General features: G+C 71.0%; 15 protein-coding genes. 2 read left to right on the top strand and 13 right to left on the bottom strand.

Features of this window, described 5'->3' with window-relative positions:
• Positions 1–123 precede the first annotated feature (123 nt).
• The 6 genes from ACFWV3_RS04760 to ACFWV3_RS04735 all read right to left on the bottom strand — a co-directional run bounded on the left by ACFWV3_RS04760 (position 124) and on the right by ACFWV3_RS04735 (position 5,017).
• Positions 124–987 (bottom strand): peptidase inhibitor family I36 protein, encoded by an 864-nt coding sequence (locus ACFWV3_RS04760; protein WP_382408308.1) that lies wholly within the window; start codon positions 985–987, stop codon positions 124–126.
• 58 nt (positions 988–1,045) lie between these two features.
• Complete coding sequence (locus ACFWV3_RS04755) at positions 1,046–1,903, bottom strand: NYN domain-containing protein (protein ID WP_382408306.1); 858 nt, start codon at positions 1,901–1,903, stop codon at positions 1,046–1,048.
• A 25-nt stretch (positions 1,904–1,928) separates the two neighbouring features.
• Positions 1,929–2,552: a response regulator gene (locus tag ACFWV3_RS04750; protein WP_382408304.1), complete on the bottom strand. Its 624-nt coding sequence runs from the start codon at positions 2,550–2,552 to the stop codon at positions 1,929–1,931.
• Positions 2,549–3,631, bottom strand: coding sequence for a sensor histidine kinase (locus tag ACFWV3_RS04745; protein ID WP_382408302.1), 1,083 nt, complete (start codon positions 3,629–3,631; stop codon positions 2,549–2,551). Before ACFWV3_RS04745 ends, ACFWV3_RS04750 begins: the two co-directional genes overlap by 4 nt.
• Positions 3,632–3,636: 5 nt before the next feature.
• Complete coding sequence (locus ACFWV3_RS04740; protein WP_382408300.1) at positions 3,637–4,200, bottom strand: hypothetical protein; 564 nt, start codon at positions 4,198–4,200, stop codon at positions 3,637–3,639.
• A 100-nt stretch (positions 4,201–4,300) separates the two neighbouring features.
• The gene (locus ACFWV3_RS04735; protein WP_382408298.1) at positions 4,301–5,017 is read right to left on the bottom strand and encodes a BTAD domain-containing putative transcriptional regulator; all 717 of its coding nucleotides are present in this window, start codon (positions 5,015–5,017) and stop codon (positions 4,301–4,303) included.
• A gap of 384 nt (positions 5,018–5,401) precedes the next feature.
• Between ACFWV3_RS04735 and ACFWV3_RS04730 the strand changes: the two genes are divergently transcribed.
• Positions 5,402–6,337: a hypothetical protein gene (locus ACFWV3_RS04730; RefSeq protein ID WP_382408296.1), complete on the top strand. Its 936-nt coding sequence runs from the start codon at positions 5,402–5,404 to the stop codon at positions 6,335–6,337.
• A gap of 4 nt (positions 6,338–6,341) precedes the next feature.
• Here ACFWV3_RS04730 and ACFWV3_RS04725 read toward each other — a convergent pair whose 3' ends face one another.
• From ACFWV3_RS04725 to ACFWV3_RS04695, 7 genes are all read right to left on the bottom strand, one after another.
• The gene (locus ACFWV3_RS04725) at positions 6,342–6,911 is read right to left on the bottom strand and encodes a dihydrofolate reductase family protein (RefSeq protein WP_382408294.1); all 570 of its coding nucleotides are present in this window, start codon (positions 6,909–6,911) and stop codon (positions 6,342–6,344) included.
• Positions 6,908–7,324 carry a VOC family protein gene (locus ACFWV3_RS04720; RefSeq protein ID WP_382408292.1) on the bottom strand — a complete coding sequence of 139 codons (417 nt, stop codon included), beginning with the start codon at positions 7,322–7,324 and terminating at the stop codon, positions 6,908–6,910. Before ACFWV3_RS04720 ends, ACFWV3_RS04725 begins: the two co-directional genes overlap by 4 nt.
• Before the next feature lie 93 nt (positions 7,325–7,417).
• Positions 7,418–7,789: a hypothetical protein gene (locus tag ACFWV3_RS04715; protein ID WP_382408290.1), complete on the bottom strand. Its 372-nt coding sequence runs from the start codon at positions 7,787–7,789 to the stop codon at positions 7,418–7,420.
• A gap of 162 nt (positions 7,790–7,951) precedes the next feature.
• Entirely contained in the window at positions 7,952–8,320 is a 369-nt protein-coding gene (locus tag ACFWV3_RS04710; protein WP_382408288.1) for a roadblock/LC7 domain-containing protein, read from the bottom strand.
• A 35-nt stretch (positions 8,321–8,355) separates the two neighbouring features.
• Positions 8,356–9,060, bottom strand: coding sequence for a hypothetical protein (locus tag ACFWV3_RS04705; RefSeq protein ID WP_382408286.1), 705 nt, complete (start codon positions 9,058–9,060; stop codon positions 8,356–8,358).
• A 298-nt stretch (positions 9,061–9,358) separates the two neighbouring features.
• Positions 9,359–10,681 (bottom strand): cytochrome P450, encoded by a 1,323-nt coding sequence (locus ACFWV3_RS04700; RefSeq protein WP_382408284.1) that lies wholly within the window; start codon positions 10,679–10,681, stop codon positions 9,359–9,361.
• A 1-nt stretch (position 10,682) separates the two neighbouring features.
• Complete coding sequence (locus ACFWV3_RS04695) at positions 10,683–11,561, bottom strand: SAM-dependent methyltransferase (RefSeq protein WP_382408282.1); 879 nt, start codon at positions 11,559–11,561, stop codon at positions 10,683–10,685.
• A gap of 232 nt (positions 11,562–11,793) precedes the next feature.
• Between ACFWV3_RS04695 and uppS the strand changes: the two genes are divergently transcribed.
• On the top strand, positions 11,794–12,504 hold the full coding sequence (gene uppS / locus ACFWV3_RS04690) for a polyprenyl diphosphate synthase (protein ID WP_382408280.1): 711 nt from the start codon (positions 11,794–11,796) through the stop codon (positions 12,502–12,504).
• The last annotated feature ends 11 nt before the right edge of the window (positions 12,505–12,515 follow it).

Raw genomic sequence — 12,515 nt, 5'->3', positions numbered from 1 at the left:
GGGGCACGTGCGCGAGCCGCGAACGTCGTCCGTTCCGGCAACGAAGGAGAACGCGCGGAAACGACAAAAGGTGGGCAGCGAGATCGCCGCCCACCTTCACACCGTCCACGTTCACTCAGTCGGTCAGTCGCCGTACGGGTTCTGCATGGAGACGTGCACGTGGTCGTAGTGCCCGCCGGTCACCCCGCTGCCCGCGGTGTAGTCGCGCCAGCCCTCGGACGAGCGGGCGACGCTCCAGATCTTGCCCTGCCAGATCACGTACCGGACGTCGAGCTGCGACGCGTACTTCTGCACCCAGCGCGCGAGCTTCCAGCCCTGCTCCTTCTGCGCCGCCGACGGGTAGGACCCGATCGCGTTCGAGATGGTGCAGTCGAGCGCGTTGCCCGTGTTGTGGTTGCTGGTCGACGGCTCGTAGCTGCGGTAGTCGCCCACCCAGCAGTCCTTCTCGCCGGTCAGCCGGGCGATCTGGTCGTCCACGAACTGCGTGCGGGCCGTGGCCTGCGGAGCACGCGCCGCCGCGGACGGGTGCGGGTTGCTGGGCGGGGCGCCGTACGTGCCACCGCCGCCACCACCGCTGCCGCTGTCGGCGAGCTTGTGCGAGGCGTTCTCGTTCTTCAGGTCCGAGTTGAGGTTCGCCTTGGCACCGGCCGCGATCGTCTGCTTCGGACCCGCGTACCCGCTGTTGAAGTACACGGTGACCGAGCTGCTGGTGCGGTTCCAGACGGCGGCGGCGTTGTTCTTCACGCACAGGCCCTTGCCGTTGCCGTCGCTCTTGAACTCGTAACAGCTCGGCTGGTCGTCGCCGTAGTCGGGGATCGACGTGTCGAAGTCGGACACCGACCCGGCCTGGTTGCTGTTGTAGTACAGGCAGAACTCACCCGACTCGCAGACGCCGTTGCGCGCGGTCGCCGCGTTGGCCGCACCCGCACCGAAGGACGCGCTGATCAGCGCACCCATCATCAGCACAAAAACAGATTTCTTGAACACGGGGAGGAGCGTCGCGAAACGCACTGACATTCCGCTGACACCGCCCGCCACCGGTCCGTCAGGCGCGCGGGAAGTCGTCCAGCCGAACGGCCTGCGCTCGCGGGTACTTCCGGCCGGCCAGCGGAACAGGCGACCCCGTGAACGACACGGGCGTGCCCGCCAGCAACAACGTCAGACCCTGCGGAAGATCGTCACGGGAGACGAACCACGACCCACCCCGCGTGTCGGTGATGAACCCGTGCGCCTGCCCGGACTTCCAGCTGGCCACCGTCCCCCGCCGCCGCCCGCGAGGCGCACCGACCGGCGAGGCCACCGCGCCGGCCGACCGGATGAACGCCCGCCGCAACGGGTAGTCGCCCAGGTCACCGGGCTCGAACAACGCGTCGAACCCCGGTGTGAACGACGCGGCGGCCCGCAACGGCGCCGCGGTGCGAGGCGTCCAGGCCGGCGGCTTGTCGACAATCCGCACATCCACCACCGGCACCACCACGTGCACCCCGCGCCCGACCAGCCGCGTCACGAGCGGAGCGAAGTCCGCGTCCCCGGTCAGCAGCACGACCCAGTCGAGCGGCACCGACACGGCCCGGTCCCACGCCTCCAGCGCAAGGTGGACGTCGACGCCCTTCTCCTTGCCCCCGACCAGCGGCAGGTCGTGCCGCGTGATCCCGGCGGCACTGAGCGCCGCGTCGAACGACACAGCGGGCGTCTCGATCCGCCCCCGCGCGTAGTGCGCCTCGGCCACCACGCACTCGTCGAGCGGCCTGCCGGTCTCCTGGTGGACGTACCAGCGCAGCGCGTCGTGCAGCCCGTCCAACGAGATCCGCGCGGCTCGGCGGTGCGCGGTCGCGTAGAAGTCGCTGAGGTACGCGAACCAGGTGCCGTCGTAGAACACACCGATGCGGACGATCTTTCCCACCGGACGGACACTACCCCTGAACTGGTCAGACCAGCCCGTGCGCCTGCGCGTACAGCGCCGCCTGGGTCCGGTCCCGCAACCCCAGCCGCCCCAAAATCCGCGAAACGTGGTTCTTCACAGTCCCCTCTGACAGGTGCAACCGCGAAGCGATCTCCCGGTTGGTGGCCCCACCGGCCACCAACCGCAACACCTCGACCTCCCGCACCGTCAACGGATCCCGAGACCCGTCCGACCGGTCCAACACCGCCGCCAGCCGAGCCACGGCGGCCGGATCGAACTGCGCGACCCCGGCAGCGGCCAACCGGACCGCCGAAGCGAGCTCAGCCGACGGCAGGTCCTTCAACAGGTACCCGCACGCCCCCGCACGCAGCGACCGCACCACGTAGTCCTCGTCGTCGAACGTGGTCAGCATGACGACCCGGCATCCAGGAGCACGGCGACGCAGCAACGCCACCGCCTCCACGCCGTCGAGACCCGGCATGCGCACGTCCATGAGCACCACGTCCGGAGCCAGCACCACGGCCTGTTCGACGGCCTCAAGTCCATCCGCCGCCGTCCCCACGACCTCGATGCCGGGCTGCAGCCCGAGCAACGACGCGATGCCCTCGCGGATCAGCCGCTGGTCGTCGACGACCAGCACGCGAGTCATGCCGGCCCCGGGATCGTCACCGTCAGCCTCGTGCCCGGCGACGTGCCGGCCAGGTCGACTCGGCCGCCGGCCAGCGCCACCCGTTCCCTCATCCCGAGCAACCCGAACCCCTCCGCCGCCGTGCCCATGCCGCGTCCGTCGTCCGACACGGTCAGCTTGGCACCCTCGGCGTCCAGTTCGACCCGCACCTCGATGCGCGTGGCGGCGGCATGCCTGCGCGCGTTGGTGATGCCCTCCTGCGCGGCCCGGTACAGCGCGTGCAGCGCACCCGTGTCGTGGCCGTCCGGCGAGCCGCTGACCACGAGCACCACGTCGTCGCCCGCCAGGTCGTCGAGTGCGGTGAGCAGGTCGAACGAGCGCAGCGACCGCACCGATGCGCGAACGTCGTTCAGTGCCCGCCGCGCCGACCGTTCGGCGTCGAGGACGGCGGTCTTCGCGACCGCGGGCTCGTGGTCGTGGAACGCGGCGGCCTTCTCCAGCTGCACCACGATCGCGGTCAGGTGGTGGCCGAGATCGTCGTGCAGGTCGCGGGCCACCCGCGCCCGTTCCGCGGCCGCCGACAGCTCCGCGACCGTGCGGTGCGACTCCTGCAGCCGGATCCGGCCGTCGCGTTCGCGCACCGCCACGGCGGCCGTCGCGATGGTCAGCACCAGCCCGACGGTGAACATCACCAGGTCCGAGACCTGCTCCACGTGCGCGTACCAGTCCGGCGTGCTCACCACCGCGACCGCCAGGCACGCGGCTCCGAGCACGACGGCGACCGTCCGTCCGAACGCGAAATAGGCGGTGAAAGGCAGGAGCAGCAACAACAACCGGGCCAGCCCCGAACCGTCCACATAGGCGACTCCGACGTACAGCACCGCCCGCAACGCCAGCAGTCCCGCCGCCACCGGCTTCGGCGTGCGCACCGGATAACGCCGGAACTCGGCGAGGTCCAGCACGACCAACGCCACCAGCCCGCCGACGAGCAACGGCAGGTGGGTCGTGCCGAGCCCGACGAGGGCGGCGTACACCCCGGCGACGAGCACGGCGGCGCACAGCACGGGCGAGACCCAGAACGCCGGCCGCGAGGGGTGCATGTCGCTCAGGCTAGTGCCGGTCGGGCGCGCCACACCGCCGCCGACAGCCATCCCAGCACCACCGCGCAGGCAACGTGGACCAGCGCGGACCACGGCGTGTCCGGCAGCGCCGCGAACACCGCCAGCACCGTGAAGCCGATCCCGTAGCCCCAGGCGGGGACCGCCGGGAACACCCTCGCCCGCACCATCGACACCCCGAACAGCAGCGTGCCGGCCACGAACACCAGCGACGCCGCCTTCAGCACCGCGCTCGTCAGCGGTACGACCTGCGCCGGTTCCTGGAAGAAGATCACCAGGTTCAGCGCGAACGCCACCCCGGTGAACAGGCCCAGCCCCAGCAGGTTCGCCGCGAACGCGACCGCCCCGAACCGCCCCGACGCGTGCGCCTGGTGCCCGTGGAACGCGAGCACCGCGGGCGCCCCGAACGCCGTCCCGAGCCCGATCACGAGGCTCGTCGCCGCCGTCTCCCCGGTGAACGCCTCCACCGCGCCCGGCACCCCGATCGACAGCGCGAGGACGACCCCGCACACCGCCCCGAACCTCGGCAAGAAGATCTTGTTGTCCGTCACGCCACCGACGTTAGGAACCCGCCCGTCGTGCCCAGAAGTGCTGACCGGACAAGGAAAGCACCGGAGGTCACGGGGCGAGGGGTGCCGGAGGGCACGTGCCTCACAACGCCGCCTGGGAGGCGACCAGCCGTGTCATCTGCTGCGACGGCGCGACCCCCAGCTCGCGGTGCAGCAGCGCCCGGTACTGCTGGTAGTGCTTCAGCGCGGACCCGCAGTTGCCCTGGGCGAGGTGCGCCGCGACGACCGTCCGGTGCGCGCTCTCCCTGACCGGGTCGATCGCGATCGCGGTGAACGCGGCCTCCAGCGCCGCGAGGTGCGCGCCGGCGGCGATGAGCTGCTGGGCGACCGCTTCCAGCGCGTGCAGCCGGACCTGCTCCCACCGCCGCCGTTCGGGGGCGAGCCACTCCTCGGTCCAGTACGGCAGCAGGTCGTGCGACAGGGCCGTGACCAGCGCCGCGGCCGTGGCGAGGTCGACGGACGCGCCGGGACCGACGGCGAGGTGGGCGGCCTCGACCGCCCGGCGGAAGTCGACGGTGAGCGCCGGTGCCAGGCGCAGCCGGTCCACCGACGGCTCGACGACCGGCTGGTCCGTCGCCCGCCGCAGGTGCCACAACGCCTGCCGCACGTTGGCGGTCGCGCGTTGCCGCCGGCACTCGGGCCACAGCTGCTCGGCGGCGGCCTGCCGGTGCACCGCGTCGCCGTGGTGGACGGCGAGGTAGGCCAGCAGCCGTTGCGCTCCCTTCGGCAGCACGACGTCCCCGTCCCCGGCGATCAGCTCGAACCGGCCCAGCAGCACCAGCAGGGGCGCCTCGGTCATCGTGGTCCTCCCGTCCCCCGCCGAGCATCGCACCGGCCGCGTCTCCCGGTCGTCTCCCGCGCGCCGCAGCGTCGTCGCCCCCGACGCCGGTCAGCGGTGGCCGCTCAGTCGTGCGTGGACTTGACGCCCGGCCAGAGGGTCACCCGGTGGGGAGCGGGTGACGACGGCGTGTCGCGAGCGCGCCCGGAATCCGTCAAGCGCGGGTAACGCGTTTGGCCCAAACGAACTCTTCCGGCCCAGTCCAGCCCATCAGGTGACCCGGTCCGGCCCGGACGGCGCCGCGACAGCGCGTGGTGCGCGACGACGACCCGCAGGAGACGGCACCCGCGGAGGGTGTGTCCCGGGGTCGCAACGGCCCCGCCGACCACACCCGAGGAGCGCACCGTGCCGGACAGCCAGATCAAGAGCGTGGACATCCAGATCGCCCCCGAGGACCTCAAGACCCTGAAGAGCAGCAACTACAAGCTCTGCTTCGCGAAGAAGGTCAACGACAGCTACAACGTCGTGTGGCAGTCGTCCTCCGCCTACCTCAGCGACAACACGTTCTCGTGGCAGCCGCTGTACCAGATCTTCGGCAGCAACACCTTCCAGGGCAACGTCACCGTGCACGCCGCGACCAACCAGGTGGCGATCGGCCTCGGCGACGAGATCACCCTCGACAAGGACGGCCTGCTGGGCAACGCGTCCTCGGGCGGACCGGCCACCTCCATCACGCTGAACAACGACTACGGCCCGATCCACCCCGGTCTGTCCGCGTACTCGACGGACATCAACGGCCGGGGCACGACGACCCCGATCTACGTCGCCGAGGCCCCGATCGTCTCCGGCAAGGACGTGCTGACCCCCGTGGAGGCGGTGCAGGTGTGGTTCGAGCAGGACGTCGTCACCAGCACCATGTTCAGCACGGCCAGATCGAACGCCGTCGAGATCGACCTCACCGAGGTGAACAGCGCGACCAGGCTCTACAGCGGCGGCCAGTGGTCGAAGCCGAAGAACGTGGCGCTGTTCGCCGACCCGGCCACGGTCCTGACCATCATCGCGGCCCTGACCGCGGCCGTCGTGATCCAGGACCTGGCCTCGAAGATCGCCTCGAAGCTGACCGGCGTCTACAAGGACGTCAAGGTCGAGGTCACCTCGATGGGAGGGAGCACCGTCAAGATCGAGTACCGCGAGCAGCCTGGTCTCGGGGGCGCGCAGCTGGCCCAGACCCAGGCGCTGCTGGTGAACCCGACCGCGGTCGACCAGCTCACCGGGTTCGCGGTCGAGGCGTTCGCCCAGCTCGGCAAGGGGTACGTGACGCTGAACGCCACGACCCGCTGATCCCTCAGCGCACCACGCGGTAACGCAGGTGCGTGGCGTCGCGGCCTTCGAGCCGGCGGACGGGTTCCAGCTCCACGGACCCGGTCCCCACCGGCTCGAAGAGCCGTCGCCCGCCACCCAGCAGCACCGGGACGAGGTGGATCTCGAGCTCGTCGAGCTGCCCGGCCGCGAGCAGGGCCTGGGCCGCGCCCGCGCCGTGCACCAGCACGGCCCGGTCACCCGCCGCCGCCCGCGCCTCGTCGGCGCACCGGTCGACGTCGGTGTAGAACCTCGCGCTGCCCGGCGGTTCGTCGCCGGGGTCGGCGTGGTGGGTGAGCACGTGGATCGGCACGCCGTCGTGGTGGTCGCCCTGCCACCGCCCGGCCAGCTCGAACGTGCGGCGGCCCGAGATCACCGCGCCGGTGGCGAGGGCCTCGCGGAACACCTGCCCGTCGACCCCGTCGGCCATCCGGTGGTCGAGCCAGTCGAACAGCCGCCCGCCGCCCACGCCGAGCTCCTGGCCCGGCCGGTCGTCAGGGCCGGCGACGTAGCCGTCCAGCGACATCGCCATGTACAGGCGGAGCGGCGTCCTCACTCCGCCTCCCCCGCCCAGTCCGCGGCGCTGAGCCCGGCCGCGTGCCCCGCCGGCCACTGGACCAGCTCGATCCGCCGCCCGTCCGGGTCGGTGATGAACCTCGTGCTGAACCCGCCGTCGCCGTCCGTGCCGTGGCCGTCGGGCTCGATCCCGTGCCGCGCCAGTCCGGCGAGTGCGGCCGGCATCGACTCGACGTGCACGACGAGGTGGCTCAGACCGGTGCCGAGGTCGACCGGTCCGCCGTCGTGCACGAGCTCGACGCTGACGAACTCGTCGCCGGGGAGCTTGAGCATCGCCAGGTGCCCGATGGGCGTGTCGGGCACGGAGCCGACGACCTCGTAGCCGACGGCGCGGTAGAACCCGAGCGACCGCTCCAGGTCGTCCACCCGCAGTCCGATGTGCAGCGTTCGCATCTCCTGGCTCCTCCGGTGCGCCTGTCGAGAACACTTCGGGCCGAGCACGTCCGCGCTGGTGGCAGACGCTACCCGGCCCGACGGTGCGGCGGCTCAGACCTGCAGGTCCGCTTCGATCCGCTTGAGCTGGTGGCGGGCCAGCGCGAGGTTCGAGACGTCTCTCTCGAGCACGAGGTACAGGAAGAGAGAGCCGCGGGACTTCACCCCGCTCATCAGGCGGATCAGGTGGTACTGGCGGTGCAGGGTGATCAGGATGTCCTCGATCGTGTCGCTCAGGCCGAGCGTCTGCATCACCCGCAGCTTGGACCGCACGACCTCGGTGTTGCCGGCCGCCGCGATCTCCAGGTTCAGCCAGTCGCCGCCACCCACGTGGCCGAGCGACATGCCGCTGTCGTAGTCGACGAGCGCCACGCCGACGGCGCCGTTGATGGACATGGCATCTTTGAGCGCGGTGTCGATGTTCATGTGGTTCCACTTCCCTATGTCGACTGGTGGCCGAGGCGGCACGGCGGACTGCTCGTGCCTCGACCGCGTACGGACACGCCCCCACCAAGACGTCGTTGACGAGAGCAATGAACTCAGGATGGACATGTGCTGCGACCATTCCTTTGTTCGGCGGACGGCGCGCTAAGGCGTCAGGATCGACCCGATCCGTTCGATGGCGGGCCGGGACTCGTGGAGCAGACGCCCTAGGTTCAGCCCCTTGTCCCCCAGCGCGACCATCAGTGACAACCGGCCGATGGCGTACACGGCCATGTAGCCCTTGCTGCCGAACACCACGGTCTGGCTGAGCGTTCCCAGGCCCATCACCTCCACCGCCTGGCGCGCGATGCCGAGATCGGCGGCCGCGAGCGCGGAGATGTGCGCCGGGTCGACGCTCTTGGCCACGTCGGAAATGATCGGAATACCGTCGGACGCGGCTATTACCGTGTCGGTGACTCCGGCGACGTTCTCCCGGAGCTGCCGCAGCTCGGCGACCAGGGCGTCGTAGTCCAATGCTCTTCCTTCCTGCTCCGGAACGGCGCACCGGTTCAGCCGGGGCGCCCTGCTTCCGACAGTTCCTCCCGCGGGCGCAGTGCGGTGAGACCTCCGTGCGAAAAGCTGAACGACGCGACCGGCGAGGCGATCTCCAGCACTCCCTCGCCGAGCATCCGGGACATTTCGACGGTGACCGGGTAAAGACCCCTGCCGACCGCGAAAGCCACGTCCCGCGCCGTGCGCCGCCCGGTGGCGTGCGCGACGATCTCCCGCCGTTCCGCGGTCAGACCGGCCGCCTCCCGTCCGGGCACCACCCGGTCGCGGTAGGGCGACAGGGGCACCGCGAGCGAGGCCACCGCGTCCAGCCGGCGCGCCGTCTCCGCCAGCAGCAGGTCTGCCCCGACCCCGTCGGCCACCGGCAGCAGCGGCACGTCGGCGTCGTCGATGACGTCGCAGTTCTCGACCTCACCTGCGGCAACGGCGAACGCGCCGTCCTGCACGGCGGCCAGTGCGAGGGCTCGTGCCTCGGCCTGGCCGACGATCCCGCGGGCGACGAGAGCCGCCCGCAGTGACCGCGCCTCGACGCTGTCCACCAGCGCCGCGGTCCAGTCCTCCGCGGTGACCCGGCCCGACCCCACCAGCAGCGTCTCCGCTCCCGGTGAGCCAGGGCTGTCGACCGCGAGCACCGCGCCGTCGCGCAGGTGGAACACCCCTCCGGCATTGCCCGTGACGCGCAATGCCCCGGTGATCCGATCCACCTGACATCGCGTCAACGCGGACGCGAGCACGTCGAATGCAGCTCGATGATCGCGTATCAGAAGTCACTCCGAGTCAATTCGATACTACCGAGCGGAATATCGGGTGATCTGCCACCCAATCGCGCACTCACCCACATCGAAAGGGCGCCCGCCGTCGTTACTTCTTATCCGCCGACACCCCGCTAACACGCCGGGTGTCACACGATCGAGTGAAGCATTCCACCCGACGAAGTAAAAAGTCGGTCAGCCGGTCTTTTCGAATTCCATCAATCGCCGAAACAATTTCCCGGCGCGCACTTCACCACGAAGAAACGCGCATGAGCAGCCCTTTCGGGGTGAGCGCGGCACCCAGCGCGGGACGAACGCGCTGTCCCGGCGGGGTGCGCAGCGACCACCGCGCCACGATGGTCGCGAGCGCCAGCGTGATCTCGGTGAGCGCGAACCGGTCGCCGATGCACTTCCGCGCGCCGCCACCGAACGGCACGAAGGCCTCACGAGCGGGCGCGGGACGGCGGAGGTCCCAGCGGTCCGGGTCGAAGAGCTCCGGGTCGGCGTACTGGTCCGGCCGGTGGTGCAGCAGGTAGGGGCTGTAGACGACGGTCGTGCCGGCCGGGATCGGGTGGCCGGCCAGGTCGGTGTCCACGGCGGCGGTGCGCGTGAAGACCCATCCCGGCGGACGCAGACGCAGCGTCTCGGTGACGACTCGGGACGTCAGTTCCAGGTGGGGCAGGTGACCGAGGGCCGCCGGGGAGCCCGCCAGGACGGTCCTGGCCTCGGCGTGGACGCGGTCGCCGATCTCCGGGTGCCGGTCCAGCAGGTGCAGGGCCCAGGAGAGGGTGGTCGCGGCGGTCTCGGTGCCGGCGCCGAAGAACGCGAGGAGCTGGTCGACCAGCTCGGTGTCCGTGAGTCCCCCGTCGTCGGGACCACCGGCGGACAGCAACGCGGACAGCAGGTCGCCGTGGTCGGTGGTCCCGGCCCGGCGTTCGGCGACGACCTCGCCCAGGGTGGCGCGCAGGCGGGCGGCGGCACGCTGGTCGCGACGGCTGCCCGGCGTCGGCAGCCGGTCCAGCGGCGGCGGCACGAGGATGCGCCGGGTGACGCCGGCGAAGACCACGGCGAGGTCGTCGAGCGCCTGCCGCAGCGAGGACGGCGACAGCGCGTCGCCGAACATCGTCGCGACCGTGATCCCGGCGGTCAGCGACACCATCTCGTCGACGACGTCCAGCACCTGCCCGTCCTGCCACGACCCGACCCGTTCGGCGATCCTGGCGGTCATGACCCCGGCGTACGCCGGCAGGCGGGCGGGGTGGAAGGCGGGCTGCACCAGGCGTCGCTGCCGGCGGTGCCGCTGGTGCGGGCACACGACCAGGCTGTCGCCCAGCAGCTCCCCGAGCCGGTCGAAGAACGGGCCGCCCCGGTCGAACACCCGGTCGTTGCGCAGGACCTGGTCCGTGAGGGCGGGCGTGCAGACGACGACCGCCGCCAGCGGCCCGATCCGGACGCGGACGAGGTCGCCGTGGTCGCGCAGGGACGTCAGGTAGGCCAGCGGATCCCGCAGCAACGGCACGAGGTTCCCGAGCAGGGGCACCCGCTGTGGTGCGTCGGGGATCGGCTTCGTCATGTCACGAACGGCCGGGCAGCTTCCGCGCCGCCCACAGGTACAGCTCCAGCGCCCCGCTCTCCGCCGCCTTGCCGAGCGCGTCCATCGAGGCGCCGAAGAGGAACGACAGCTCCGACGGGCCGTCGCCGCCCATCAGCTTCGCGGCGATCTGCTCGCCGATCGCCCAGTTCGGCGTCATGTCGCCGTGGTCGCTGTAGCGGGTCAGGTACTCCATCCCGAGACCCGCGGCCCTGAGCTCCTCCTGGCACTCGTGGATCGTGGTGACGGACGGCACCGCGAACGTCTGGAACAGGACCTCCATGGCCTCGCCGTGGTCGACCAGGTCGGTCCTGCTGCGCAGGAACCCGTCGGAGCACACGAGCACGGTGTCGTCGCGCAGCACCCGGGAGATCTCCCGGTACACCCGCGGTTTGTCCGGCATGTGACCGATCGCCTGGATCGCGTACGCGGCGTCGAAGGAGTTGTCGGGGAACGGGAGCTCCATGGCGTCGCCGAGCACGACCTCCACCCGGTCGGCGGCCCCGGCCTCCGCGATCTTGGTCGCGGCGACCTCGACCTGCCGTGGCGAGATGGTCACCCCGGTGACGTGCGCCCCGGTGTGCGCGGAGATCTCCAGCGCGGGGTTGCCGATGCCGCAGCCGACATCGAGCACGCGCATCCCCGGCGTGACGCCGAGCAGGTCGCCCACCTTGCGCTCGTGGTCCTTCTGCGCCTCCGCGAGGCTCTTCTGCCCGGTGAACCAGGTGAGGTTGAGCGAGTCGGACCAGAGCTCGCGGTACAGGTCGGTGAAGGCGTCGAAGTAGGAGCTGGTCATCTCGGCGTACCGCTCGTGGCGTGCCGCCGGGTCCCGGACGATCGCCGCGTACCGCTCGAAGTCCATGGCAGGTGCCTTCCTCTACGGGCCTTGTGCTTGCCGGCGAACGGATGCGCGGGGACGAATCCGTCCTCAGTGGAATGAATCGCCTGTGGATGAGAGCGCTACCACCCTCAGAACACACTTCTACCAACGAGTTCGGGCTCGTCGCCAGTTCCTGTCGACATCGACATGAAGCCTTGTCGCGGTCCCCGTGTTCGCGTGAGACTGACCGGCGTCCCCCCAGAGGAGGTGATCGTTGAGCAGCCGGATTCCTTCCCTCCGAACACTTCCGCGCCACCTGGCGGTGATCCTCGACGGCAACCGGCGCTGGGCCGAACAGCGCAACCGCGCGCTGGCCGACGCGTACCTCACCGGTGCGGCGCGAGTGCACGAGCTGGTGACGTGGTGCGAGGAGGCCGGCATCCAGGTGGTCACGGTCTGGGCGCTGTCCCAGGACAACCTCAGCAGGAGCGCCCAGTCCGTCTCCGCCATCACGCGGGCGGTGACCAGCGGCGTGCAGGCCATGGCCGCCTCCGAGCGGTGGCGGATCCGCCCGGTCGGCGCACTGGACCGGCTGCCCGGCGACGAGGCCGAGGCCCTGCGGGCGGTGGAGGCCGCCACCCGGCACCACGACGGGACCACGCTGAACGTGGCGGTCGCCTACAGCGGGCGGGACGACATCCTGACCGCGGTCCGCGCGCTGGTCGACGAACACCGCGACAGCCGCCTCGACGTCGCCGGCATCACCGAGAAGCAGCTCTCCCGGCACCTGTCGACCGCCGGGCAGCCCGACGTCGACCTGCTCATCAGGACCGCCGGCGAGCAGCGCCTGTCCGGTTTCATGCCGTGGCAGGCGGACCAGGCCGAGCTGTACTTCACCGACACCCCCTGGCCCGACTTCGACCGGCCGCAGTTCACCCGCGCCCTGACCTGGTACGCGCACCGCGTCCGCCGCTTCGGCCAGTGACCCACCGGAGA

This window comes from Lentzea sp. NPDC059081, assembly GCF_042738015.1.
In the GTDB taxonomy this organism is placed as follows: domain Bacteria; phylum Actinomycetota; class Actinomycetes; order Mycobacteriales; family Pseudonocardiaceae; genus Lentzea.
The sequence above is the reverse complement of the archived record's forward strand: the minus strand, read 5'-3'. Positions and strand labels throughout refer to the sequence as shown.

What these genes read in the sequence shown, in the direction of transcription:
- ACFWV3_RS04750 (WP_382408304.1), bottom strand. Translation starts at nt 2,552, where the DNA reads ATGACTCGCGTGCTGGTCGTCGACGACCAGCGGCTGATCCGCGAGGGC.
- ACFWV3_RS04745 (WP_382408302.1), bottom strand. Translation starts at nt 3,631, where the DNA reads ATGCACCCCTCGCGGCCGGCGTTCTGGGTCTCGCCCGTGCTGTGCGCC.
- ACFWV3_RS04735 (WP_382408298.1), bottom strand. Translation starts at nt 5,017, where the DNA reads ATGACCGAGGCGCCCCTGCTGGTGCTGCTGGGCCGGTTCGAGCTGATC.
- ACFWV3_RS04720 (WP_382408292.1), bottom strand. Translation starts at nt 7,324, where the DNA reads ATGCGAACGCTGCACATCGGACTGCGGGTGGACGACCTGGAGCGGTCG.
- ACFWV3_RS04715 (WP_382408290.1), bottom strand. Translation starts at nt 7,789, where the DNA reads ATGAACATCGACACCGCGCTCAAAGATGCCATGTCCATCAACGGCGCC.
- ACFWV3_RS04700 (WP_382408284.1), bottom strand. Translation starts at nt 10,681, where the DNA reads ATGACGAAGCCGATCCCCGACGCACCACAGCGGGTGCCCCTGCTCGGG.
- ACFWV3_RS04695 (WP_382408282.1), bottom strand. Translation starts at nt 11,561, where the DNA reads ATGGACTTCGAGCGGTACGCGGCGATCGTCCGGGACCCGGCGGCACGC.